The sequence below is a fragment of the Leptospira sarikeiensis genome (genome assembly GCF_004769615.1).
Classification (GTDB): domain Bacteria; phylum Spirochaetota; class Leptospiria; order Leptospirales; family Leptospiraceae; genus Leptospira_B; species Leptospira_B sarikeiensis.
Map to the genome: position 1 here is coordinate 74,622 of NZ_RQGF01000008.1, position 25,912 is coordinate 100,533.

At 42.0% G+C, this 25,912-nt stretch carries 23 protein-coding genes; 6 read left to right on the plus strand and 17 right to left on the minus strand.

Annotated features, from left to right (window positions below; translation table 11 throughout):
* Positions 1–257 precede the first annotated feature (257 nt).
* The 14 genes from EHQ64_RS02660 to EHQ64_RS02725 all read right to left on the minus strand — a co-directional run bounded on the left by EHQ64_RS02660 (position 258) and on the right by EHQ64_RS02725 (position 15,161).
* Positions 258–1,262: a hypothetical protein gene (locus tag EHQ64_RS02660; RefSeq protein WP_135647957.1), complete on the minus strand. Its 1,005-nt coding sequence runs from the start codon at positions 1,260–1,262 to the stop codon at positions 258–260.
* 231 nt (positions 1,263–1,493) lie between these two features.
* Entirely contained in the window at positions 1,494–1,904 is a 411-nt protein-coding gene (locus EHQ64_RS02665) for a hypothetical protein (RefSeq protein WP_135647958.1), read from the minus strand.
* Positions 1,905–2,175: 271 nt separating this feature from the next.
* On the minus strand, positions 2,176–2,367 hold the full coding sequence (locus EHQ64_RS02670) for a hypothetical protein (RefSeq protein ID WP_100724277.1): 192 nt from the start codon (positions 2,365–2,367) through the stop codon (positions 2,176–2,178).
* Positions 2,354–3,148 (minus strand): pentapeptide repeat-containing protein, encoded by a 795-nt coding sequence (locus EHQ64_RS02675; protein WP_135647959.1) that lies wholly within the window; start codon positions 3,146–3,148, stop codon positions 2,354–2,356. The genes EHQ64_RS02670 and EHQ64_RS02675 overlap by 14 nt, the downstream gene beginning before the upstream one ends.
* A gap of 195 nt (positions 3,149–3,343) precedes the next feature.
* Positions 3,344–3,544: a 50S ribosomal protein L31 gene (gene rpmE / locus EHQ64_RS02680; RefSeq protein WP_008592280.1), complete on the minus strand. Its 201-nt coding sequence runs from the start codon at positions 3,542–3,544 to the stop codon at positions 3,344–3,346.
* Between the two features lie 24 nt (positions 3,545–3,568).
* Positions 3,569–4,993, minus strand: coding sequence for a transcription termination factor Rho (gene rho, locus EHQ64_RS02685; RefSeq protein WP_135647960.1), 1,425 nt, complete (start codon positions 4,991–4,993; stop codon positions 3,569–3,571).
* A gap of 205 nt (positions 4,994–5,198) precedes the next feature.
* Positions 5,199–6,320 carry a PAS domain-containing protein gene (locus EHQ64_RS02690; protein ID WP_135647961.1) on the minus strand — a complete coding sequence of 374 codons (1,122 nt, stop codon included), beginning with the start codon at positions 6,318–6,320 and terminating at the stop codon, positions 5,199–5,201.
* Positions 6,321–6,490: 170 nt separating this feature from the next.
* A complete protein-coding gene (locus EHQ64_RS02695) occupies positions 6,491–7,150 on the minus strand; it encodes a PROCN domain protein (RefSeq protein ID WP_135647962.1) in 660 nt (219 codons plus the stop codon).
* A complete protein-coding gene (locus tag EHQ64_RS02700; protein ID WP_425460385.1) occupies positions 7,150–8,151 on the minus strand; it encodes an adhesin OmpL37 family surface protein in 1,002 nt (333 codons plus the stop codon). The genes EHQ64_RS02695 and EHQ64_RS02700 overlap by 1 nt, the downstream gene beginning before the upstream one ends.
* A gap of 216 nt (positions 8,152–8,367) precedes the next feature.
* A complete protein-coding gene (locus EHQ64_RS02705; protein ID WP_135647964.1) occupies positions 8,368–9,594 on the minus strand; it encodes an LL-diaminopimelate aminotransferase in 1,227 nt (408 codons plus the stop codon).
* A 5-nt stretch (positions 9,595–9,599) separates the two neighbouring features.
* Entirely contained in the window at positions 9,600–9,959 is a 360-nt protein-coding gene (locus EHQ64_RS02710; RefSeq protein WP_135647965.1) for a DUF2203 domain-containing protein, read from the minus strand.
* 8 nt (positions 9,960–9,967) lie between these two features.
* A complete protein-coding gene (gene pyrB, locus EHQ64_RS02715) occupies positions 9,968–10,894 on the minus strand; it encodes an aspartate carbamoyltransferase (protein WP_135647966.1) in 927 nt (308 codons plus the stop codon).
* Positions 10,895–11,081: 187 nt separating this feature from the next.
* Positions 11,082–14,207 carry an efflux RND transporter permease subunit gene (locus EHQ64_RS02720; protein ID WP_135647967.1) on the minus strand — a complete coding sequence of 1,042 codons (3,126 nt, stop codon included), beginning with the start codon at positions 14,205–14,207 and terminating at the stop codon, positions 11,082–11,084.
* A 12-nt stretch (positions 14,208–14,219) separates the two neighbouring features.
* A complete protein-coding gene (locus EHQ64_RS02725; protein ID WP_135647968.1) occupies positions 14,220–15,161 on the minus strand; it encodes a fatty acid desaturase family protein in 942 nt (313 codons plus the stop codon).
* A gap of 192 nt (positions 15,162–15,353) precedes the next feature.
* Here EHQ64_RS02725 and EHQ64_RS02730 point away from each other — a divergent pair, with 192 nt between their 5' ends.
* The 3 genes from EHQ64_RS02730 to ruvA all read left to right on the plus strand — a co-directional run bounded on the left by EHQ64_RS02730 (position 15,354) and on the right by ruvA (position 18,184).
* Positions 15,354–16,460 (plus strand): MBL fold metallo-hydrolase, encoded by a 1,107-nt coding sequence (locus EHQ64_RS02730; protein WP_210410805.1) that lies wholly within the window; start codon positions 15,354–15,356, stop codon positions 16,458–16,460.
* Positions 16,461–16,626: 166 nt separating this feature from the next.
* A complete protein-coding gene (locus tag EHQ64_RS02735) occupies positions 16,627–17,535 on the plus strand; it encodes a hypothetical protein (RefSeq protein ID WP_425460386.1) in 909 nt (302 codons plus the stop codon).
* A 13-nt stretch (positions 17,536–17,548) separates the two neighbouring features.
* A complete protein-coding gene (gene ruvA / locus EHQ64_RS02740) occupies positions 17,549–18,184 on the plus strand; it encodes a Holliday junction branch migration protein RuvA (RefSeq protein WP_167882342.1) in 636 nt (211 codons plus the stop codon).
* Positions 18,185–18,229: 45 nt separating this feature from the next.
* Here ruvA and EHQ64_RS02745 read toward each other — a convergent pair whose 3' ends face one another.
* Together EHQ64_RS02745 and EHQ64_RS02750 are read right to left on the minus strand one after the other, a co-directional pair.
* Positions 18,230–19,597 (minus strand): adenylate/guanylate cyclase domain-containing protein, encoded by a 1,368-nt coding sequence (locus EHQ64_RS02745; protein WP_135647972.1) that lies wholly within the window; start codon positions 19,595–19,597, stop codon positions 18,230–18,232.
* Positions 19,598–19,643: 46 nt separating this feature from the next.
* Complete coding sequence (locus EHQ64_RS02750) at positions 19,644–20,783, minus strand: DUF819 family protein (protein WP_135647973.1); 1,140 nt, start codon at positions 20,781–20,783, stop codon at positions 19,644–19,646.
* Positions 20,784–21,159: 376 nt separating this feature from the next.
* Here EHQ64_RS02750 and EHQ64_RS02755 point away from each other — a divergent pair, with 376 nt between their 5' ends.
* Positions 21,160–21,609 (plus strand): DoxX family protein, encoded by a 450-nt coding sequence (locus tag EHQ64_RS02755; protein ID WP_135647974.1) that lies wholly within the window; start codon positions 21,160–21,162, stop codon positions 21,607–21,609.
* Between the two features lie 134 nt (positions 21,610–21,743).
* Here EHQ64_RS02755 and EHQ64_RS02760 read toward each other — a convergent pair whose 3' ends face one another.
* Positions 21,744–23,231 carry a sulfurtransferase gene (locus EHQ64_RS02760; RefSeq protein WP_135647975.1) on the minus strand — a complete coding sequence of 496 codons (1,488 nt, stop codon included), beginning with the start codon at positions 23,229–23,231 and terminating at the stop codon, positions 21,744–21,746.
* Between the two features lie 590 nt (positions 23,232–23,821).
* Here EHQ64_RS02760 and sucC point away from each other — a divergent pair.
* Positions 23,822–24,994: an ADP-forming succinate--CoA ligase subunit beta gene (sucC, locus tag EHQ64_RS02770; RefSeq protein ID WP_135647976.1), complete on the plus strand. Its 1,173-nt coding sequence runs from the start codon at positions 23,822–23,824 to the stop codon at positions 24,992–24,994.
* 26 nt (positions 24,995–25,020) lie between these two features.
* The gene (gene sucD / locus EHQ64_RS02775) at positions 25,021–25,905 is read left to right on the plus strand and encodes a succinate--CoA ligase subunit alpha (protein WP_135647977.1); all 885 of its coding nucleotides are present in this window, start codon (positions 25,021–25,023) and stop codon (positions 25,903–25,905) included.
* Positions 25,906–25,912: the final 7 nt, after the last annotated feature.

Consider the following 25,912-nt stretch of genomic DNA (forward strand, 5'->3'; position numbering starts at 1 on the left):
CTCTAAAGAACTTGTTTTAGATAAAATGCAATCTCTTATTTGGGGAAGAAGTCGCTGAGTTTAGCACGCTAAGGCGCAAAGAAAAAGAAGGTATTTTATGATCACGAAAGGAATCTTCTTAACCTTAGCGACTTCGCGTGAACTTTACTATTCGATAAGTGCTGAGGTCCGGAGAGTTCTGGTTCGCACAGAGAACACTGAGTGCACGGAGGTTATGAGCGGATAGTTTTGATAATTAAGGATAATCCAAAATGGATCTAATCTCTTCTAGAATATTTATAAATGATCCTTCCTGAGCGATTCAATATGCCGAATTGGTCTTTAGTAATTTCGACTTTAGCAAAGTTTCCTTGGAAATGTTGTGCATCCATAAATCCGAACGTTCCGAGCTGATTTCCTTTCGGATCCAAAAATACGATATGATGCGGAGGTTCATTTTGGCGAACGAATGCAAATCCGGATCTATATTGATTCGGTGAATAACATATAGAGTATTGCCTGTCTCCATCCGTTACCGGGGTATGCTCGTAGATAAAAAGTTTGTTCAGATCCGGAAACGGTTTCTCCCAAACGATCTCGAATTTTTCATTCAACACTCCGAAAGAACGGTCCTTAAAGAAAAAAGAGAGTCCTTCCGAAAATACGGATACCAATCTTATTCCACTCGGTAAATCCTTAGATTTTCCATCCAGACTATAATAATGGATCTTTTTGTTTGGGCCGGAAATAACCGGAAATAATCCTTCCCCAATTCCACAAGGAGCTTCATATCCTGTCGGAAGAATAGGTTTCCCTTCAAGGTTAATGAGCGTAGCTTGATCTTCTTTATTACGGACCTTAGCCGCTCCGTATTTAAAATCATCAGCCTGGGTAAAGTCTCCGCCTAATTTCCTCTCTCCATTAGAATCTAGATAGCCGCAATTCCGATATTGTTTTTCACAATAAGCGATCCTTCCTTCCTGCTCGTACCCTAACGAATAATATTCAGGTTTTATAAATACTCTTCCGTCCAAATGTAGCATTCCAAAAAGCCAACCTTTTCGGATCTTGATCTTTCCGTTCTTCACTCCTATATATTCAAATCCGGAAGGCAACCTTTGGATTTCCCTTCCATTTTGATCGATAAGAATATGTGAGTAATCCCTTCCATACACGACTGCCAGATTTGATTCGAATTCAGAACATCTATAATAGGTTTTAAATTTAAAATTTCCCTCTTCGTCTATATATCTACAAAAGCTACCGCCCACCGGTACTGGCATGAGAGAGGGAATTTTTTCTTCTGCGCTTAAGATTCCTTGAATGAGAAAAAATATCAAAATTGCTCGGATCATACTTTATTAAATCGTTCTGATGACCAAATTAAGACAGTATTCTTTTAAATTTAATTCGTTTTCACGCAGAGTTTAGGAGAGACGCGGAGCGATTTTCACACAGGGGCGCGGGGACGCGGAGAGATGGTTCGCACAGAGAACACTAAGTTCACAGAGGTTTCAGAAACAGAAGATTGGCAATTCCCCTTGACCGAAATTTTTTACGTCGAATGCATTTGCTGTTTTAAAACGACATAGAGTGAGTAATACTCGAAAGTATTCCCCGGAAATTTCATCAAAGCTGCGATTCGGTTCTCCTAAAAGAAGGAGAATCTCGCATCTATGCACGTCTTCCTTAAAGTAGGCAACATTTCTTTCACAACCGTTAATCACATCGTCTCCAGAAGTTCTGGGAAATATATCAAGGGCCATCTTACGAGTCTTTTCATCTCCTTGGAGAAGCAATTTTATAGGTAAAAGATCCAATAGTTTCTCATTTGCATCGTAGGAAGAAATTATATCAGGCCCTGGAATGATAGGATTAGAACAAGAATTTACGAATAATAGAATCGATAGGAATATTTTTCTCATACAGCTATATATTCGGATCAATTCTCATCCAGACAAAAATCTGAATACCAGTTTCTCAGAGAAGAGAAATAACGTCATGTTTTTGTAATATGAAAGAAGGCGCGGAGTTTAGGAGAGACGCGGGGTGGTTTTCACGCAGAGGCGCAAAGTCGCAGAGGATTTTAGTTTCGCACAGAGAACACTGAGTCCGCGGAGATTGTGGGAATTTTTAATGAGTATAGCACATGAGAATTAACTCTGTGTTCTCCGTGGACTCCTGTGAGAAAAAACTTTATTCGATGGGAGCTAAATCAGCGAGGGAGAGATCTTCGATTGTATGGGGATATCCCTCTCGATCATTGTATAGGACGGAAACTTTATCTCCGTTGATTTCTTGGATCTCTACTTGAGCGCCGGTGAGTACGATCACCCCTTTTAAAAGAAAACTTCTTTTGGTCAGTTTGGCTTTATCACCCGGCTTCATGTTTCTCCATATAGATATCTTTTCCTTCCTTCTTCATGGAAGAGAAAATATGTATTTGTCTTTGATCCACTCTAGTTCCGATATCGTAGACTGCGTCCGTAAAATCCGCGCCTTCGATCTTGGCTCCTGCAAGTTTTGCCCAACGTAAATCCGTTCCTTTAAAATTGGCGCCGGTTAGATCGGCCCCATTTAAAAAAGCTCCTCGAAGTTTTGCTCCTTCGAAATTGGCTCCTGCAAAATTACAATTGGTTAAGAATGCGTTGTTTAAGTTCGCTCCGGAGAAATCCACACCATGTAGATCTTCTTTTTCTAATATGATTGAAGATAAGTCTTGGCCTTTCAGACTTCCTGTTTCTGCAAGGATCTCTTTTGCTTTAGATGCAGTGATCCTTCTTTCTTTCGGGACACCTTGTCCACTTTCGTAGTCTCGGATCGCTTGCTGGAGCGCCGCCACTGCTGACTCAGGATAATTTTTACGTCTTTCAGGGAACTCGAATTGTTTTTCTACATCATCAGGCGTGACGTTTTTAAGATCGTCTATGGATTTTCCCTTTGCGATCTCCGTAGCCATGGCAAGTGCTACGATCCCGAACCCACAACCTGTTGTGGTGTAACTTGCATCGGTGACCATTCTGTTCTCATCGATCTTGAGATAGATCCTATATCCATCTCCACAACCTACGTTTCTATAATTAGAAACCACGGTTGCATCTTCCATTTCTCTATAGTTCAGCCGTTGGTCGTTGATCTCTTTGTATCTGTTAAAATCCATTACTGACATGATGATTGCCTTTCTAAGATTAGACTTTGTTGATGGAACAGGAAAGCACTTTTAAGAGGGAAGATTTCTTTTTTGTCCGCGTCAGCGATGTGGAGGGTGCGAAAGCAGTCGCAAAGCGACCAAAGCCCGGAGCAGCGCGACCTTCGCTAAGCCGAATGGCTTTGCGAAGGGGACGCCCCGAGCCTAAAACCTCGATTAAGAGATTTTGTATTTTTTCTTGAACTTGTCTACTCGACCAGTTGTATCCAGAATTTTGGATTTTCCGGTGAAGTATGGGTGGCAGTTGGAGCAAATTTCCACGTGGATGTCTCCGACCGTAGTGCGAGTCTCGTATACCGCCCCACAAGCACAGCGAATTTTGGCGTCAGCGTATTTAGGATGAATGTCTGTTTTCATGTTGTCCCCTTTTCCAAAATCTTATTAGGCGTTCATGCTGCCCAAGAAGCTCTCGTTAGTCTTAGACTGTCTCATCTTCTCGAGTAATAATTCCATGCTTTCTGTGATGCTCATGGGAGAAAGCACTTTTCGAAGCACAAAGACCTTCTGGAGGGTTTCCTTAGGTAGTAGGAGCTCCTCTTTTCTGGTTCCGGACTTATTGATATCGATCGCAGGGAAAATCCGTTTGTCAGAGAGTTTTCTGTCCAAATGGATCTCCATATTACCTGTTCCCTTGAACTCTTCGAAGATCACCTCGTCCATTTTGGATCCGGTGTCCACAAGTGCTGTCGCGATAATCGTCAAAGATCCGCCTTCTTCTATATTTCGAGCTGCCCCGAAAAATCTTTTAGGCTTATGAAGTGCGTTGGAGTCCACCCCACCGGAGAGTATTTTTCCGGAAGTAGGAATGACCTGGTTATAAGCGCGAGCAAGACGGGTGATGGAGTCGAGTAGAATGACCACATCTCTTCCGTGTTCCACGAGTCTTTTTGCCTTTTCGATCACCATTTCTGCGACCTGAACGTGGCGGGTAGCAGGTTCGTCGAATGTAGAAGATACTACTTCTCCTCGAACATTACGGGCCATGTCTGTTACTTCTTCCGGACGCTCGTCTATGAGTAGAACGATGAGTGTAACTTCCGGATGGTTGCTTGTAATCGCGTTTGCGACATTCTGCATCAGGATGGTTTTACCGGTTCTAGGAGGAGCTACGATTAGAGCTCTTTGTCCTTTTCCGATCGGGCACATTAAATCCACGATCCTTGTATCTAACTGAGAAGGATCATGTTCCATTCTCAATCTTTCATTCGGATATAACGGAGTTAAGTTGTCGAATAACGCACGTTTGCTGGCTACGTCAGGAGTGTATCCGTTGACAGTTTCCACACGAAGCATCGCGAAAAATCTTTCCGATTCTTTCGGAGGACGGATCTGACCTTCGACCGTATCTCCAGTGCGAAGCCCGAATAATTTAATTTGAGAAGGAGATACGTAAATATCATCCGGCCCCGGAACATAGTTATAATCCGGGGAACGTAAGAACCCGTATCCATCCGGAAGTCTTTCCATAACCCCGGCTGCATGCACTTGGCCTTCTCTTTCGGCTTGGGCTTGTAGGATGGCGAATATTAAGTTTTGCTTTTTTAGCCCGCCTGTGTTCTCCACGCCTAGGTTTTTAGCGACTTCTATAAGTTCGGCAATGGATGTCTTTTTGAGGGCTACCAGATCGATAGGAGCTGGTGTAGGTCCTTCGTAGGAACCACGACGTCTTTTTCTGGAACGGATCTCCGCTGTTTCCGGATCATCTTCCGGTAAATTCGGTTCTTCTTCGTTATTGTCGTTTTGCACGTCGTTATTGTTGTTTTGGTAGTTGTTTCTGGGCTTGGAGTCTCGTCTTGGGTTGGCCATGGAATACCGTTATTGGATTTGGAAGGAGGACCTTCCTGTATTCTTTTTTATTCGATTAAGAGCGGGTTTTGAGGATCCGGATTATTCGGTTCTTTTTAAGCGACCGAGGAACCTTATTTTTTTCAAACGAGCGATTGGCTCGAAGAGGGGCAAGGGTCGGCTCTTAATGTGGACTATTTCCAGATTATAAGCTCTGTCAATGATTTTATTTCTGCTTTGTCCTTTTTTTAGACGGTGCCTTTTTCTTAGAAACAACCTGCTTTTTTTTCGCAGCCTGTTTCGGCTTAGATTCCGCTACAGATGGTTTATTTACAGTCGGAGCGACCTTTTTAGGAAGATTCGGTTTTCCTGTCTTTTTACGAGGAATCGGCTGATCCTTGTTCAATTTAAACTTACTGGTTAGATCTAAAAACTTAATCCGATTCTGTAATGTGGTTCTAGGAACTCCCAGATCCAATGCAGCATGAGATACGTTCTCTTGGTTTCTTTTTAAGGTATGATAAATATAACTTCCTTCCACTTCTTTTAGGATCGTTTCGAGTGGAAGTTTCTGGTTGAATGCTTCGGTTACGGAAGGGAATTCCATCCCTTCCCCATCTTGGCTATTTAGTTTAGCGGATGCAGGAGAGAAATGATATAAGTATCCTAAAGGTTTTCCTTTTTGTTTTAAGACGGAAACTCGAACGATAGAATCCAGGTCCGGAAGATAGGTCTGAACTGAAAGTTTTCCTTCTTCCAATCTGAGTTCATGGGTTTTTAAATAATTCCCGAGTAACTCTTTGGACATTTCTTTCAGCAATTTCTCTGCCTGAAGAATACTGTCTCGAAACCATTTTTTGACCAGGATCTCTTGTTCGAATGTTTCGTTATAAAATACTGTATGCCCATCTAGATCGGTAGCAAGCAATCCATCGGGGAAGTTTTGGAGAAGAACTTCCATAAACCATTGGCTTTGTTTCGCTTTCTCTTCTTCCGTTTTTTGAGGAGTTGCCTTCGGTTTTTCAGGCTCTTTTGCCATCCAAGACGATCTGCTAAGTTCCGCTAAAAATCTGGGTTTATCCCAGTCTTCCAGTTTTTCTCCCAACGGATTTAGAACAGGAATTGTTCTTTGTTTTTGGAAAAAAGAAAGTAAGGACTCTGGAATTTCTCGGATCAGAAACTCTTCCGGAATACGACTAAATTCTCTCTCAGAGGCGCTAAGATCCGCCAATTCCATAAGCACTCTTTCTTTAGGAAGAAGTCCGAGTAGACCGGGACCTTCCTCCCAAACCGGAAGATGACTTGTAGGACTATAAAGAAAAAATTTATATAAGACTTCGATTCTCATGGTGAGAAGGAGGACTTTTTCCTCCGGAATGACTTCTTTTGAAGCCTAAGCCGGAAAATTCCTCTACTTTTTTCCATATGGTACTAAGTTTTTTGGCGCACAGAGAACGTGAGAGAGCTTTGAGTGATAAGAAACTCTGTGATCTCAGTGAGCTCTGTGCGAAATAAAATCTACTTAACTAGGCGGGTGGCGGCGGTTTTGTATTCGTCCGGATATGGAAGTTTGGATACTTTCAAGCTGGATAGGGAGTATTTTAGAGATCTTTTATATAAAACGAGCGCGTATAGATTGTTTCCGTCCCTACGGAATTTGTTTCCGGATAACCATTCTTCTCTGGCCATTCTGAAATAATCGTTGGCTTTTTCTTCTTCTTTAGCAGTTAGAGGATGTCTATCTTCGGATCCCATTTTCAAGAACCGGGATTCTTTCGCTACATGCTGGAGAAGTTTATCTGAAGAATTTTCTGCGAATTCGGACCAACGTTTCATAGAATCCGGAAGTGCTTTTTCTAAGATGGCAAGTGAATCTGATTTTTCCTGAGCGTTCCCAACTTTGGATGCTGAATGCAGGTCTGCGGAATAAGATTCTATTTTTTGTAGATCTTTTTTAAGCTCTACTGAATCGAACGTAGTCCCGATCTCTCTTAAGATGCGGACCTTGGAATCTGCCGATTTTTTTCTTTCTCTAAAACCTTGGTTCGATTGGGAAGAATAGATCCCTTGCCAAGCAACCATCGCAAAAATGAGCCCAGTACAGATAAGGACCCATTTCCAGAACCTTCCCCCTTTCATTCTGAGAGAAGTGATCTCAGCAGGAGTAGGCAGATCCATTAGTTGGATCCTCCAGGCTTAGGTACAGGAGGAAGAGCTTCGTTCTTATTGATATCGTCTGATCGGATCTCTTCATTACTTTTTTCTAAAAAAGAAACCCTTGCGTTCGTGATAAAACTGTAATTATCATCATGAACTTCCAGAAGATCGATCGGATTGTCTTTTCCTTCTCCCGGCGGAGCGATCTTTTGGCTTAATAATTCATTGTCTATATAATCGATAAGAGTGTTTCTAATTCGATCGTAATCGGAAATATTCTCTTTTTCTGCAGCGTTACGAACTTCGTCCAAATTCACAAATTGAAATTCGTGTTTATCGTCATTCGGAGTTTTTGCTGCGATCATGGAAAGGATCGCGAATCTTCTGGCTCTTCTTGCGATCTTGATCCCTTCTCCGAATAAAACCAATTTTACTCTATATTGATATGGAGAAGAATTGTATGCGCTTGTAAAACTGTCCTCGGAAGATTTTAGATCCCTGAATCCCAATTTTAATAGATGTTGAGCGATCTTATCATTGGAGCGAATGATCATAGGAGAAGCGGCTTCTAAAAGCACTCTTGCTGTCCTGATATAATTTTCATGGACCACTTGGAAGATATCTTTCATCTCCCCTTGCGCCGACTTTAGATTTTTATAAGATAGGCTGTAATTACTTTGGAAATACCACATATTTCCGTTAAAGTCAGCTTGGTTTGCCTTCTTGAAAGAGCGGTAATTGTCGATTCCATTCAGCTTTTTGAAAAGTTCATCCTGGCTAGAGGCAGGTTTTTGTCCTTGGCCAGATTGAGCATTTTCTGCGGCAGTTGCCACACCCGCCTGGGATTTAGGACCGCTTCCCTCTTCCATAGGAGGGGCCAAATTGCTGATACAAATATTGATGAATTTCAGATTGATCTTATTCTCATCGATCAGGATCGCAAGATTTGTCTGGTCCGGCGAAACTGCATGCGCTCTATCCGTGAATAAGATCGGAGCCGCAACGAATAATAAAAGAAGAATGCGTGTATATTTCGAACCCATAGCTTTCCCTACTAGTAGTCTATCGGCAGGGTTAGAAAATGTATATTCTCTTTTTTTTGGGAAAAAAGCTTCAGAGGTTTCATTTCTCACCGAGTTCACAGAGAACACGGAATTACTGTTGCAGTAGGAGTTCCTACACACTCGTAATTCTCTGTGCTCTCAGTGGCCTCTGTGCGAAACCATTGTTGTTGGGGATTAAAGAGCGCTGATGCGGCGGATCGCCTCGGTTACATCGTCTTTTTTGCCAAAGGCGGAAAGTCTGAAATATCCCTCTCCAGCAGGTCCGAATCCGGAACCAGGAGTTCCGACAACCTGTGCCTTGTCTAAAAGATGATCGAAAAAATCCCAAGAGCTGAGATTATTCGGGGTCTTGAGCCAAATATAAGGAGCGTTCACCCCTCCGAATACTTCGTATCCTGCCTTGATGAGTCCCTCTCGGATCGCTTTTGCGTTACTCATGTAGGCATCGATGCTCGCTCTGATCTCTTTTTTCCCTTGAGGAGAATAGATCGCTTCTGCTGCTTTTTGGGTTACGTACGAGACTCCGTTGAACTTAGTAGTATGTCTTCTGCTCCAAAGTTGTCCGATGGAAACTTCTTGTCCGTCTTTGGTTTTTCCCTTCAATTCTTTAGGGATCACAATGTATGCACAACGTAATCCGGTAAATCCTGCGGTTTTGGAGAAGGAACGGAATTCGATCGCAACTTCTCTTGCTCCTTCCACTTCGTAAATGGAACGAGGAACTCCAGGCTCGGAGATAAACGCTTCGTATGCAGAATCGTAAAGAATGATACTATTATTTTTCTTAGCGTATTCTACCCAAGCCTTGAGAGATTCTTTGGAAGCTACTGTTCCGGTCGGATTATTCGGAAAACATAAATAGATTAGGTCCGGTCTTTCTTTCGGAAAATCAGGCTGGAAACCGTTTTCTTTTGTGGAAGGCATATAGATCAGGTTTGTATATCTTCCATCAGGGCCGGCTTCTCCAGTCCTTCCTGCCATCACGTTTGTATCTACGTAAACCGGATATACTGGATCTCCGATCGCGATCTTTGCGTCCTGGGAGAAAATTTCTTGGATGTTCCCGCAATCACATTTGGATCCGTCGGATACGAAAATTTCGCTTTCGTCCAATTTTACTCCGAGAGGAGCATAATCGTTATCAGCAATCGCTTTTAATAGAAAAGAATAACCTTGCTCCGGACCGTATCCGTGAAAACCTTCAGCTGTTCCCATTTCTTTGGAAGAAGAAATCAAAGCGTCTACAACGGATGGCGCTAAAGGAAGAGTCACATCCCCGATCCCGAGTCGAATGATCTTAGCGGAAGGATTTTTTTCGGAATAAACTTTTACTCTTCTTCCGATCTCCGGAAAAAGATATCCGGCTTTTAATTTCAGGTAATTTTCGTTTATATTTGCCATATTAATTATTCGTAATCCTCGTCTATGTTCTCGATCGGCTTGCGTCCTGCAAAACCTTCGTCGTATCCGTGTTCGAAAAGAAGATCTTCTTCTCCCAGATGCCAACAATAATAACCTTTTCCATTATCGAAGTCCACAAGCCAAAGGCCTTTCACTTCAATCCCAAGTTCTCGAACCTTAGAAGACCATTCAGTCAAAAGCCATTCTACTTTTGCTTCCTTAGCTTCCTGTTCGTTTTCTTGGTAGAGCCCGCTTTTTAGTTCTTTGTGAACTTTTCCGACAGACTCATAAAATTCTTCCGTAATGGATCTGACATAGGGCAAAATTTTGCGAGCGTCTTCGTATGTCCAGATCTTACGTTCCATTCTATCCTTTAGAATTTCACACCTAAGGAAAGACAAAGCAGGGTCATTCGACTGACCACTCCATATTTCGCCTGGCGAAAGTAAGCCGCATTCGGAAGATCATCCACATCCGTAGAGAGCTCATTTACTCTAGGAAGAGGATGAAGCACTGTTGTCTCTTTTTTAGAAGCAAGAATTAATTCTTTATTCAATTTAAAGGATTCTTTAAGTCTTTCGTATTCCTTATGATCCGGAAATCTTTCTTCCTGGATCCTGGTCACGTAAGCGATATCACATTCCCAAACTTTTTTGATATCATCCGACTCTTCGAATGTGATCGGAAATCCCTCGAGCCCTTTTTTATAAGACTCAGGTAGAGAAAGTTCAGGAGGAGAAATGAGATAGAGATGAACTTTATAATGGCGGAGAAGATTGATCAAGCTATGTATCGTTCTTCCGTATTTCAAATCTCCGATAAACGCAAGTGTGAGTCCGTCGAGTTTTCCTTTTTCGGAAATGATCGTATATAAGTCCAGTAGCGCTTGAGTCGGGTGTTGCCCTGCTCCGTCTCCTGCATTAATAACCGGGATTTTTACTGCTCCGGCTGCTATCCTAGAAGATCCTTCTACAGGGTGACGGATCACTGCGATGTCCGCATAAGCTTCCACCATTTTCATGGTGTCGTACAATGTCTCCCCCTTAGAGATAGAAGAGAATTGAAATCCTACTGTGGAAATTACTCTTCCCCCCAACCTTTCCATCGCAGCTTCGAAGGAAAGCCTGGTCCTTGTAGAGGCTTCGAAGAATAAAGAAGCCAGAAGTTTACCTTCTAAAATTCCGAAGGCCTTGTTTTGCTCCACCAGTCTTTCCATTTCTCTGGTTCTTTCCACGAGAAAGTCCAAATCCGCTTTGGTGAACTGGTCCGTATCCAGGATATTCTTATGCTCGTACGCCATTTTCTGGACAGAATGATGCGGGGGGAAACGGAGGCAAGAGAATTCGAAAGGCCTTCGCCCTTCGTAAATCTAAATTTATGAGCTGCGAAGTTTGTTTCCTACAGAGTTCACAGAGAACACGGAGGAGGATCATAGAATTTCCTCTGCGATCTCCGTGGCCTCCGTGCGCCCTTAGTTTCTCAATTTCTTAATGATGTTTCGGTACTGGTTTCGTTTTAAATCCTAATTTGTTTCTCAAATTGCCAAAAACGGAAAGTGTAACAGGAACATACAGTAAACTTCCCAAAGTCCCGAATCCTAATCCCCAACCCAATGCCAATGTCATCGGAATTAAAACAGGATCGGATCCTCCCACACTATATGCAGTAGGAAGAAGTCCCGCGACCGTAGTTAATGTGGTCAGAAGGATCGGACGGAATCTTCTGCGGCTAGCTTCGAGTAAGATCTCATCCAATGGTTCGTTCGAAGATTTCTGTATCGAATCAATACAATCCACAAGAACAATGGAAGCGTTTACAAGAACTCCTGCAAGACCTATGATCCCGATCATAGCTAAAAAGCTAAATGCTTTTCCGGAAAGAATAAATCCGGCAACAATTCCTACGAAACCTAAAGGAACCGTACTTAAGATCAAAATAGGTTTCACTGCGTTCTTCAGGGTTAATGCAAGAATGATATAAATTCCCAAAAGTGCCATGAGTGCAGCCTTTCCAAGTGACGCCATGGATCTCTGGGTATCCTTTTCTTCTCCACCGAATACGATGGAGACACCTGGATACTGTCTTTCGATCAGAGGTTTAAATTCTTGAGCGACTTTTTGGTTCGCTTCCATAGAGGTCATTCCGGACTCGATTTTGATATCACCGTTTACCGTAATTGCTCTTTCAAAATCCCTATGTGAAAGAAGTTCAGGAGAATCCTGTATTTCCATCTTAGAAATTTTGGCGAGATTCGTGATATTCCCCGCCTTGTTCCGAAGTGGGATCGTCCTTACTTCATTCGGATTTTTTCGGAAGCTCTTATCGTACATTACTCTCAAATATATTTTCGTTTTTCCCTGTCGAACGTTCCCGGCCCTTTCTCCGTCATACGCTGTCCGAAGTAAATTTGCTGCGGAGAATGTAGATATTCCAGTAAAACTTTCCAAACCTTCATCCAGCTTGATGTACATCTGTTTTCGACCGTTACGGTAATCATCTCGAACTGAATGTACACCTTTAATCCCTTTTAAGAAGGATTGAAGATCCGCGGAAACCTTCTTTAGAACTTCGTAATCTTTTCCAAGTACACCGATCGTGATTGGGGCCCCGATAGGAGGAGCCATCGCCATTTCTTCCAAATATACGTCGGACAATCCAGGGGTTTTTCGAATATCGTTCTCGATGGAGGCTAGTATTTCAGAAGCTTTTCTTTTCCGTTGGGATTCCGGAGTTAGGTACACCATCACCACTCCTAAATTCTCTCCGAATCTAGAAAGCGGATCATCAGGATCCGTCTGTTGTACACCGATCTTAGTGGAATAACTCACCAATTCTTCTTTAGGGATTTTTTTGAGTATATCTTCCATATACTTCATTTTTTCCCTGGTTTGGAAAATTCTAGAAGAAGGAGGGAATTCCGCTTTAATTAAGAAAATCTCAATATCTTCTTTTGGAAAAAGGATGAAATCCATATTCATCATGGTTCCGCAAGATCCCAATACGATCAGAATGATCCCAAAAAAGGATTTGTTCCGATTTCGGATCATCAATGCCACAAAATCGGAAAATCTTTCTTCCATTCTTCCGAAAAACTCATCTAATGATCTTCTGAAATTTGAGGTTTGTCTTAACTCTTCAGGAGTTTTCGCAAATGCAGCGATCCTTGCCGGAAGGAAAAGAAAAGATTCTATCAAACTCGCAGTCAATGCGATGATCACCACAAGAGGGATCTGCCAGATAAATTTCCCCATGATCCCTGCCATAAATAGCATAGGAAGAAATGCTGCTACAGTAGTTAGATAAGAACCGAAGATCGGGACCACCATCTCGGTGGTTCCTTTTAGCGCCGCAGAGGCTCGATCCATCTTCTCGCCTAAATAAGTATAAATATTCTCCGAGATCACAATGGAGTTATCCACGAGCATCCCAAGAGAAATAATAAGCCCCATCATGGAGATCATATTGAAGGACACATCGAAAAAAGGGATCACTGCGAAAGTCATAAGCATCGAGATCGGCAAAGACATCGATGTAAGTGTAGCGGTCCTAAAATCTAAGAATAGGAACAAGATCCCGAAAACGATCAAGAATCCGATCAAAGCGTTAGACGAAACCACATTCAAACGGTTTTTTGTCCTCTTAGCCTCGTCATTTAGTTTGAAAGTTTTGATACCTTCCGGATAGGTTTTCTCTAATTCCTTGAGCCTGGCTTCTACCATGCTTGCGACTTCTATCGCATCGGCTCTTTCCTTTTTGATCACAGAAAGAATAAGCCCTTGTTGTCCATTCGCGATCGCAAGAAATCTAGGATATTCGAAAGTATCCTCAACTCTTGCAAGGTTCCCGATCTTCACGGTACTAAAAATATCGTTTGTCCGGACTGGAATTTTTCCTATCTCAGCAGGTTGTTTAAATTCACCATCAATACGAAGATCAAACGCGTCTTCCGAATCTACGGATCCGGCAGGAAGATTGATGTTCCTAGTTCTGATAGTCCTTGTTATATCCGACAGATCTAATTGATATTGTTTCAGCTTATCCGCGTTGACCAGAATATGCCATTCTCTATCACGTTTTCCGAATACATCTACTCTGGCGATCCCTGGGATCTTTTCCAATTCCAGCTCTATAAATTCGGCAACTGAATGAAGCTCTATTTCATCCTTTCCACCATACACCGAAAAATCCATGATAGGAAAAGAACCGGATTTTCTTTCGGTAATTTTAGGTTTTTCGGTGACTTGGACCGGAAAATCAGCGATCGCGTTATCAACCGCCCTTCGGATCTCATCCAAAACTTTTTCCGGATTTTTTTCTTCCAGACTAACTCGCACGTCTATATCGGATACGGAGTTCCTGGAAAAGGAACGGATCTCGTCTATGCCGTCGATTTCTTTGATCTTCTCTTCGATCGGATACGTTACCCGTAATTCCACATCCGCAGGAGAAGCTCCCGGGAATTTAGTGGTAATTACGAGCTGTTTCATATCAACGTTTGGAAACGCGTCCCTACGCAAATTGTAGAGAGCAAATCCTCCGGCGACGACTATGAATATAATCCCCAAATACATGAAGAGTCTATTGTGAATGAATGATTGTATTAACGTTCTCATATGTTTTTCTTTTTATTTAGAATTTTTTCCATCCAATGGTTCTAGGAGCCCGCCCCATTGGCTCCATGCTTGCTTTATAAAACTTTTATCCCAGGTATCCCCACTAACCTCCATCTGTCTAGGCAGTCGATCCCAGGAACATCCCGGAAATCTATGATGTATTCTATGATAATTAAAATGCAGAAAAAAGACGCTTACCGCTTTCGGTAGAGTTAAATTATAGGCGGAATTTTTATCATTAATTTCTTTCCCATAATGATACGCATTATCAAAAAACGATATAAAAAAAGATCTAGTAAAAAGTAGGAATACCAACAATTCCCAATTCTTTCCGAACAACCAAAATGAAGGAATATAGAAAATTAAGATCCAAAATATATCCTTTCTAAGTTCGCTCAAAACTTCCGGACGATAGATCCATTTAAAAAATCCTTCTTCTATCGGGTACTCCGTAAATTTTTCAGAGACCGACCTTGTCCATTTGGGAGGCAAAGCTAATAAAAGCCCTGTCCCAACTTCGAAGATATAAGTTGCTACCGTTATTCTAAAATAATAATTTAGACTTTGGATCCATCTAGGTTTTGATGAAGAAGGATCATAAAATTCTATTCTATCCCCGGGTTCCCGATTAAATTTATGATGCATCAAATGACTAGATTTCAAAACGGAATAAGGCGCCCCGAATATGATACAAAGTAGCCTTCCCCAAAAATGATTTTCCTTTCTTTCATTCGAAAAGTTGCCATGAATACTTTCGTGGATCAAATTCCAAAAAGTATAAGACACAGGCCCTAAGACGGCTGCAAAAATCCAGGCAAACCAAAGAGAGATCGAGCCGTATAAAAGTCCCAAAGGGATCAAATAATGGAAGCTGATAAATAAAAATAGTACTGCTCCAGACAGATTCCGATTTTTAACAAACGGCAATTCCCGAATTTGGATAGAGGCTTCCATTTAGGATAGAACTCGTGAAAAGGCTGATTTCTGCAAGCAACCTGTAAGGGATAGGGCCAGCGACATCGGTCGGTTTGAAAAAAAATTCCAAATTCAAACCCGGGTCTTTCCATATAGAAATAAATTGATGAATTCCGGGTTTTTCGAAAAAAAACGGCTCCTAAAATACGACGGGGGGTCAAAAACTTCAATATGAGTTTATTGTTCCATATATCTGCCATTGTTTTAGGACTTTCATTCTTCTTCTGTTTTCCATTAGATCAGGATCGGGTAAAATCCCCAAGTTATAGAGAAGGAAGATATCATAACCTGGATCCGGACGAGGAATTACAAGGTAAGTCACCTTGGGCCATTTTACGTTGGAAATTATGGGGACCGAAAGATCCACCTGCGGTAGAAGGATTGACTGACGAACTCCCTACTGTCTTCGAAAGAAGCCCGAAAGATCTGATCGCCCCGGAAGGAAAAGTCAGAGTGATTTGGTTCGGCCACGCCACAGTATGGATATCATCCACTCAAAATGGAAAAACGGTAAACATATTAACGGATCCTATCTTCGAGGCTCCCCCTTTCGTTACTAGATTAGTAAAACTACCGGTCCCGAAAGAAGATCTTCCAACTGTGGATTTTGTAGTGGTCAGTCACGCTCATAGAGACCATTTAGATCGAGATACTTTACGCTATCTAAGAAGCAAAAATCCGGACTTACAAATATTACTTCCTTCCGGTATGAAATCTTTTTCGGAAGAAGAAAATTTAGGTCTTTCAATTCCTCAGGAACTCGGCCAGGTAACATCTAAAAATTCGGTGAAGATCACCTTTATGCCTGCCCATCATTGGAGTAGAATGGGGCTTTCCGATACGAACCAATACTTCTGGGGAAGTTATGCGTTGGAAGCGCAGGGGAAAATTATTTATTTCGCGGGAGATACTGGCTATTCTTCCCATTTCAAAAATATTTCGGGACGTTTAGGAAAGCCGATCGACCTAGCACTTCTTCCTATCGGTGCATATAAACCTAGATGGTTCATGAAGTATGCGCATATCGGACCAACGGAAGCTTTGTTGGCTACTAAGGATTTGAACGCAAAATCCTTTGCACCTATCCATTGGGGAACATTCCCGTTAGGAGATGATCTGCCAAAAGAGCCGATGTTGGACCTCAAACAAAGGCTTAGCTTTCCTTCTTCTCCGGACACCAAAGGAATATCTCCCTCTAGCGACGGAGTTTCCTGGGGAAATAAGGATGGGGTCAAAATTGTACCGTGGACTATCGGAAGCGGAATAGATTTGGAATGATTTTGAAATTTTGCCTTTAAGAAAAAACATAGCCTCCCGAAATTACTTCGTAATCCTGGCATAGAACTGTGCTTCGCGGAGGCTATTCCCCAAAATGAATTTCTGGCCGAAATCCCTTATCCAACAATATTCTGTTATTTTAATATTACTTATATCAACTTCTTCTATTTATGCAATAGGTGGAGAAGAAAAATTCCAACCCTTAAGCGTTAATAAGGCGGAAGAACAAAAAAAGACCGAAGAGCCTAAAAAGGAAGAAAGAAGAGTAGATCAAAGAAAAGGTCGTTGGTCTTTTCAATGGGGATACAACAGGGATTCTTATACTCAAAGCGACATTAACTTCAAAGGTCCAGGCTATCAATTCACCTTAAAGGATGTGGTCGCTCGGGATAAACCTGAAAAATTTTCTACAGATGTTTACTTAAACCCTTCTCTCTGGGAGATCCCGCAGTATAATCTTAAATTTACTTATTATATCACTGATAATCTATTCATCGCTTTCGGCCAAGACCATATGAAATATGTAATGTCCAGAGGACAGGCTGCAAGTATTAGCGGATACATAGATCCATTGGCGATAGAAAATGGAAGACTACACACTTCGTTCGAGTCCGCTCCATATGCATTACTATTTCCGAATAATATAAACCAATTTGCAGGATACCACGGAGGAGAAACCATCAATATCACTCCCGACTTCCTAAAATTCGAACACACGGATGGACTCAATTATCTATTTGTAGATGTAGGATATGTGGCACCACTATGGGTTTCTGCAAACGGAGAGAATGCATTCAGTTTAGTGGGTTCGGTTGGCGCCGGCCCGGTAGTTTGTAGAAGTGACGTTCGGCTCTTCGGGGAAGGCCATAATAACAGATTTCACCTTTCCGGATACGGAGTTTCAGGATATTCAGCGCTTAGGATCGACTTATTCAAATCCTTCTTCTTTGAATTCGGAGCAAAAGGCGGATATATAGACCTAACAAGCATCTATACCAACGGAAAATCCAAGGATAGAGCAACACAAAACTTCGGTTTTGTGGAAATGATTGCCTCTGCAGGCATCACTTTCTAAAGTCCTCATACACATGATCTCAGGTCTCCAAGGTTTTATTCGCAAATTAGAAGTAGGCTCCGTATATTTAGATGTACACGGAGTTACTTATGAAATCGTAATTTCTTTTAAAACATATTGGGAATTGAAAGAACTCCAATCCTCCGGAAAAGAGATTAGGCTCCATGTTCATCATTCCATCAATGAGAGAGGCCAAAAACTTTTCGGGTTTTTGCAGGAAAGAGACAAAGAATTTTTCAAAGTAATGAAGGGCCTACACGGAATCGGAGAAATGACCGCACTCAAAGTATTATCCTTCTTCACTCCTTGGGAACTTCATAAGATCGCTTCCACTGGAGAAGCAAAGGAGCTAGAAAAGATCCCGAAGGTCCGAGCAAAAACTTCCGAAAAAATATTTTTCGAAGTAAAACAAAACCTGAAAAAGTTAGAATTATTTTTAGAAGCAGGCTCAGAAGATCCTTCTGTTCCTGAAATTGCGAAAGAAAGACTCCCCTCTCCTGAAGATCGTTTCAAAGAAACTGCAGTTCAGGCCCTGGTCCAACTCGGATTCGAGGACAAGGCAGCTCTCAAAGAAGTAGAGAAGATCTTAAAAAAACAATCTTTCACAGACACCGGCGAACTCATCCGAGAGATATTAAAAAATCTTTAAGTAATCGTGTGGGTTTGAACTCCAACAAATCGGACCAAATATTCGTTAACCGGCATTTTCTATCTTAACCTTCTCCATGTTTGATAGCAAAGCCGAGTAACGTTTTTCGAATTCGGAGTTTGGCACCCTAGGCTCCCCTGCCCTATGCAATTCAGGCAAGAGTCCTTGAACAAAATACATATCAATATTCCCCTTATGCTTTGCAGCAATTTGACCACGATACTCACAATCAAAGAAATCTTTGACGAGTGCATAGGTTGCACCTGAGATATTGATTTTACCTGTGGCACCGGAAGATTCACATCTGCTCGCCGTATTTACGGTATCACTCCAAACATCATAGGCAAACTTCTTCTCGCCGATGACTCCTGCCACCAAGTCCCCTGAATGAATTCCCAATCGAAGCTGCCAGTATGGAAGATTCTGAGATGTCTTAATTTCCTTCATCTGATTCATAAATGCTTGGATCTCGAGAGCTGCGAGCACACAGTCCACAGCATGAGTAGAGCTGCTATTTGGAATTCCTCCAACAAACATATAACTGTCGCCGATGGTCTTGAGTTTCTCAAGTTTGTATCGATCCATCAAACTATCAAAATAGGAAAAACATCGATCTAACTCTGCGACCAGTTCGCTAGGTCCTAACGATTCGGAAATTTTAGTAAAGCCTTCAAAATCAGTGAAACAAACCGTAGCGGAGGGAAAATGACGAGGTTTACTGATCCCATTCTGCTTCAATTCATCTGCAACTTCCCTAGGCAAAATATTAAGCAGAAGTTTCTCAGACTGAGCGTGTTCTTGGGACAGTTTGTCCTCGGCTTTGTTGACCGCCTTTACGAACTGATAAATAATAGAGATCATCGCTATTACCAAAAGAACAAGAGGAGGCATCAGATAATCTGCAGGCACAATCCATCTAGGAGGACCGAATATCGCCGACCCGCCAAATACCCTATAATAATATTGAAAGGCCAAGAAAAAAAGGACCGGAAGAATTACGAGGCTCCAAAGAGTTTTCGTCCGAGTCCGCAAAATCATCAGGAACGGCAAAATAGAACTGACCAAAAATCCCAGCGGTGCAGGGTCATCCGCTTGTGCGACAGCGAGAACTGTAAACTCGAAATTCAGAGCCACAAGTGTCATAACTGCTGCAGCTGTCTGTCTCCGCTTAGTAAGTAAATATCGCGCAAACCCGAGAGCGATAAGGAAGGTAGTAAGCATAGAATAGGAATATAAATGTGTTTCAGGGGGCTCAGTGAAATAAATTGGTATCGCTAGAAAAGTTGGGATTATAAATATTATGAACTGTGTGGATCCAGTGGTACGAATGGCGCGTATCTCTTGGTCACTGAGACCTTGAGTGAGTCCGGTTAATTGGACCCAATCTATGAACCTGTTGAAACGTGAAATCATCCGGAAAGAGAATCATGAAAATTATCCAACGCAAGCTTTCTTTTTCTTATCTCGCCAGGAACCAATACACGGCCAAGCCTAGATAATTTCCTACTGCGTATCCGACGAGACCTGTTAAAATCCCAAGGATCAAAACACCACGATTTCCGATAGCGGCTGCCACAGAGGGAACAAATGCGGGGCCATAAATACTCGAAACGGAAGTAATGATCCAAGTATCTACCGGGATCCTAAATAAAATCCCGAAAAGTAAATGTAAAAGGATCGCAACAGACATCGTTGCTAATACTATAAACAATACTCCGGAAGCTCCTTTTACTAAGCTTCCGAAATCGGCCAGAAATCCGATCGCTACGGAAAATATTAAGATAAAATAATATCCTGCGGAATACGTATTTAAATTCCTCACCTTCTTTAAAAAAGAGATCCCTATTCCCCAAGTTGTAATTCCTAAAAGAATAAACGGAGCAGAGGCTGTTCCGAAAAGAATATTAGATAGTGCGAGAGAAAGTCCGAGTCCAGCCACAGAAAGTAGGATTCCAATTACCAAACGAAGTACAGGATTTTTAGGGGAAACTGAAACTTCTGTTTCTTCCGAAATTCCCAATTCCACTTCCGGCTCCGGTTTTAGAAAAAACGAATATACTTTTTTGGAAAAGCTAAGTAGAAAAAGTAAATACGATCCACCGACAAGTAGATCCACAGTATTTACGAGTGCGATCGTAGATTTTCCAGTATCTAACGCCTGACCGATCGCATTCGAGTTCGGAGTTCCACCGGTATACAAACCAGCAAGCATTCCACCTATCTTAGGTGATTCAGGATGCAAAGAAGCGAATAAAAACCCTACGGAAACTGATGCAATCGTTACCGCTATGCAGGAAAGGAAAAAGGAAAACAAAGCGAGTTTTGCTTCTTTAATCCCTTTTAAAAAATCGGAAGAAGCTAGTAAAAGTGGGATCGCGATCGGGATAGAAACTTCGGAAACGGTTTCGAAAATGCCCTTTGGCAGGAACTCTTTCGGGATCAAGTTCCCAAGAATAATTCCGGAAGCGTAGCATAGAACGACCGGGCCCAAAAATCCAAGCCACTTATACTTTTTGGTAAAACTTCCTGCGAACCAAGGAAATCCCAAAACAAATCCTAAAAATACAGCGGATAGGATCGATTGTAACGTTCCAGTCATCTACTTCTCCCAAACTGATCTTTTAAGTACTAACTTAAGATCATTAGAATCATCCCAAAATTGGGCCTCAGAAATAACAGATTATATTCTGTTATATTGAATTTAAAGAAAAATTCTGACCAGATAGCTGTATGACTGAATAATATTTTAACATAGGCGAAACTCTCCTCAAACCGGCTCAAAACAGGATTTCTTTGCATTTTAGCTAAGGGAGAAAATATTTCAAACCATGGGAAGGAGTTCCTGCCTGAAAAATTTTCCGGTTTTTAGGCGACCAGAGTGAAAAAAACTTGTAAGAAATACTTCATACTCAAAGTAATATACTTTAAGAATAAACTATTAATTCATAAACGAATAAATAGAAGGAAGATTCAAAATGTTAGAAACACTTTTAGCAACAAGCAACGATATCGCTCCATTGATCCTAAGATTGACCCTTGGTATCGTCATTTTCCCACATGGAGCCCAAAAACTATTGGGATGGTTCGGTGGTTACGGATTCAAAGGAACCTACGGTTATTTCACTCAAACTGCCGGTCTTCCCGGTATCATCGCATTCTTAGTTATCATTGGAGAATCCTTCGGTTCAGTCGCATTGATCCTCGGGATACTCACTCGTTTTTCCGCAATTTCGATCGGACTCATTATGCTTGGAGCAGCACTTCTCGTTCATAGAGAACATGGATTTTTTATGAATTGGTTCGGAGCTCAAAAAGGAGAAGGATACGAATTCCAAGTTTTAGCGATCGGACTTGCAATCGCTCTTGGGATCGTAGGCGGCGGAGCTTACTCTGTAGATTTAGCTCTTTTACCATATTTAAACTAAAATATTATAAATATAGAATATTTAGTTAAAAAAGGCTCCTAATTAGGAGCCTTTTCTTTTATAAACCCTCAGTGAACTCTGTGCCCTCTGTGCGATTTTTTTTCGCACTGAGTTCACGAAAGGACACAAAGATCTTAATATTTATAAGCCTTATCTTCTAATTGTGCCTTACGAGTAGTATTGGAAGTTGGATCAACATCCGCTTGAGCAACAGTTACGTATGGAGAAGAAGTCCCTCCGGAAGCATAAGAGTTATAATTAATCGTTCCACTCGGAGCATAACTTAGATCGGAAGTGTCAGTCCTGAAAGGAGAAGTTAAAGAAAGTTTATTAAAACTTGTTCCTTCTGTTCCATCAGGATACCCCGCTACAAGAGAAGTCCACTCAACCAAAGAACCGTCATAAAATACAGTAGGATATCCTAATATATTTTGAGAAGCAAATCCGTTCACCTGAGCTTCGAAATTCGTTCTACATTGTGAAACGATAGTTGCTCCTGCAGTGTAACTTGCACCTCCAGTTCCTGTATTTGCAAAAATCCCGGCAAGAGTCGCCTTATCTTTGAATCTATATCCTGTAGCGGAAGTGTCCAAAAGAGAAGCCCAAGGGAAAGTTTTTGCTCCTTTGATCCTAGTTTCAAAAAGAACATACTTTTTAGGAGTTCCACTCACACCTGCAACAGGAGCACCCGAATCATTCCAAGCAGTAGTGATATGATTTGCTCCGGTATTCGTGATCCCAACAGTTTGATCGTATTGAGCAGTAGGTCTTGCATCCACAATAATCTGAGTTCCGGTCAAACCACTGATAGAAGCAGTGCCGTTATTCTTCACGATCTTAATGATATCTTCCAGAGTTAAAGTGATGATTGTATTATCCACTTTCAATTGTTTTACACTGAAACCACCATTTGCATTTGGAGCAACATCCTTCGCTGCGTCAAGATAGGAAGCGTTTGTAAAATTGGTCCTGATATCTCCGTTTAAGATCGCGAGATGTTTGATATCTGCCCCCCAATATCTTAACCAGTAAATCCCTCTCGTTACGTCTTGGGTTTGACTTCCGTTCGTATAAGCTGTGCCGTTATTATTTGCGGATCCAACTGCGAATACTACTAGGTCCGTATTCAAATTGATCCCATACACCTTCAACCATTGGTCCACAGTCGTACCATCCGCTTGGTAACGAACCGAGTTGCGAATTAATCCAATGTTTCTTTGCTGGTTGAAACGAAATCCGGCTTGGAAATCGTCCAGATGATACACATAGACCCCGTTTGAATTGTCTGATTTGATGTAGGATCTCCCACTCGTATCCCCCGAAAAATTGTTCGCGAGGCTACTTTGTAGGATCACAAGTTTACCCTTGATATGCGCAGGTTTATTTGTCTGCCAATCGGATACCCAACTCTCTAAACGACTAGCGGTAACTAATCCCCATTCATTATCATCGTAAGAAGCTGCAGATTCATTCGTTAGATCAGAAGCGGAACGTACCGGAATAGTAGAACCGAATCCTGCCAAAGCAGCTAAGGCAGCATTCGAATCCGAGCCTCCCGGGTCGCAGGCAACGAATGCCCCTGAAAATAGGCTTACCAATAGCCCAATATAGATCACCTTCATTTATATATCTCCTAACGTGGCGAACCACGAGTTAGCCCTTTCTGGTTAGAATGATCCTAAAAATCAGTCCATTTATCCAATATTATGGAGAATTATATGCAATAACGGAAAATATATTAGTACGGTTTCCAAAGTATTGTCATAGAAATGTCCGGTCAATTTTCAGATAAGAACTATCGCACAGAGAACACTGAGTTCACTGAGAGATTTTAAGTTTCATGGCATCGAAAATCTCCGTGCTCTCTGTGAGCTCTGCGTGAAATCGAAACAAAGATAAATCTTATCTAGAATAAAGGCACACGAAATCAAACCCGCCAGGGATGCGAAGGGCTTTAGTCACGAAGTGACGAGGCAATAGCCGAGCCCGTAGCAGCCCAGTCTTTGCGAATGAATGAATTGGCATCTCCTCGATCACATGGATTGCTCGCAAAGAGGCGGCCAAAACTCATAGTTGAACTAAGGTTTGTCCCTGCATTTCCAGGCTCCTGTGGGAACTCCTACCGAAAGGGGATGGACAGGATTCTTCCAGGTAAAATCCTTAGAAAAAGCATTCCAAACTGAACTCACATCCAAAAAAACAAGGTTGATTCATGAAAATTCACGAGTACCAGGCAAAGGAAATCCTGAGACGCCATAACGCCAAAGTTCCTTTCGGCGTAGTAATTGATAAAAAAGAAGACGGTGCAAAAGCACATGAGGAAGTAACTTCCAAAACCGGGGCATCCGTAGTCGTCGTTAAAGCTCAAATCCACGCAGGTGGTAGAGGAAAAGGCGGCGGAGTTAAAGTTACTAAAACCAAAGAAGACTCTTTGGCCGCTATCGATAAGATCCTGGGCATGCAGCTCATAACTCCTCAAACGGGAGCAGAAGGAAAAAAAGTCCTTAAAGTTTATTTAGAGCAAGGGATCAATATCGCGAAGGAATATTATCTTAGTATTCTATTGGATCGCGCGATCCGTAAAACGATCATCATGGCTTCCACTGAAGGTGGAATGGAGATCGAAGAAGTTGCAGAAACTCATCCTGAAAAAATCCTAAAGATCGCGATCGATCCAGGGATCGGATTACAAGCAAACCAAGCTTCTCAATTAGCTTTTGATCTTGGTCTTCCAGCAGAATCCCATAAATCATTCAAAGCACTTCTTTCTTCCATCTATAACGCATACATTAAAGAAGATGCATCTCTACTAGAGATCAACCCTTTGATCCTTACTAAAGAGAATGAGATCGTTGCCGGTGACTGTAAGATGGACCTGGACGAAAACGCATTATATCGTCATCCTGAGAACGCAGCTTTCAGAGACGTTTCAGAGGAAGATCCTTTAGAAGTCCAAGCAAGCGAGTACAATATCAACTATGTTAAGTTAGATGGAAACATCGGCTGTATGGTGAACGGTGCCGGTCTTGCGATGGCAACTATGGATATCGTGAAACTTGCTGGAGCAGAACCTGCAAACTTCCTAGATGTGGGTGGTGGAGCAAACGTTACCACTGTTACCAACGGATTCAAACTTATCTTAGGAGATCCGAACGTAAAAGGGATCTTCATCAATATTTTCGGCGGGATCGTTCGTTGTGATCGAGTCGCTCTTGGTATCATCGAAGCTGCGAAAGCTGTGAACATTAATGTTCCTCTCGTAGTTCGTTTGAAAGGAACCAACGCGGAAGAAGGTAAAAAAATCCTAAATGAATCCGGTTTAAACATCATCGGAGAAGAGGATCTTCGCACCGCAGCTAAAAAAGTGGCGGAAGCCATTAAATAAATCACATAAGGTTAACTTAATATATCATGGCAGTATTAGTAGATAGCAATACGAAAGTAGTAGTTCAAGGGATTACCGGAAAAGAAGGTTCCTTCCACGCTACACAAATGATCGAGTACGGAACTAATGTCGTAGGAGGAGTAACTCCAGGCAAGGGTGGACAATCGGTCGAACTCGCAAGCAAAAACGTTCCTGTATTTAACAGCTTAAAGGACGCGATCGTAAAAGAAGGAGCAAACGCTTCTATCATTTTCGTTCCGCCTCCATTCGCTGCGGACGCAATTTTAGAAGGTATCTTCAACGAGATCCCATTAGTGGTTTGTATTACCGAAGGAATTCCTACACACGATATGTTGAAAGTGTATAGCGCTCTTCGTAATTCCAAAACCAGACTAGTTGGACCGAATTGTCCTGGTGTGATCTCCCCGAAATACAAAGTAAAAATGGGAATTATGCCTGGCTTCATTCACCAAGCAGGAAGCGTAGGGATTGTTTCCCGTTCTGGGACCTTAACTTATGAATCAGTTGCTCAGCTAACTCAACACGGTTTAGGACAATCTACCGTGATCGGGATCGGTGGAGACCCTGTTCCAGGAATGAACCATACGGAAGCGATCAAACTTCTGAATGAAGATCCTGAAACAAAAGGTATCGTAATGATCGGAGAGATCGGCGGAACTTCAGAAGAAGAAGCTGCCGCTTATATCAAAGCTCATGTAAAAAAACCTGTAGTAGGTTTTATCGCAGGCCAAACTGCTCCTCCGGGAAAAAGAATGGGTCACGCAGGTGCGATCATTAGTGGGGGAATGGGAACAGCTTCCTCCAAAATGGCTGCAATGCAAGACGCAGGGATCTCAGTTTGCCAATCCATCGCCGAAGTGGGCGAAAAAATGAAGAAGGCTCTGGGTTAATATCCGG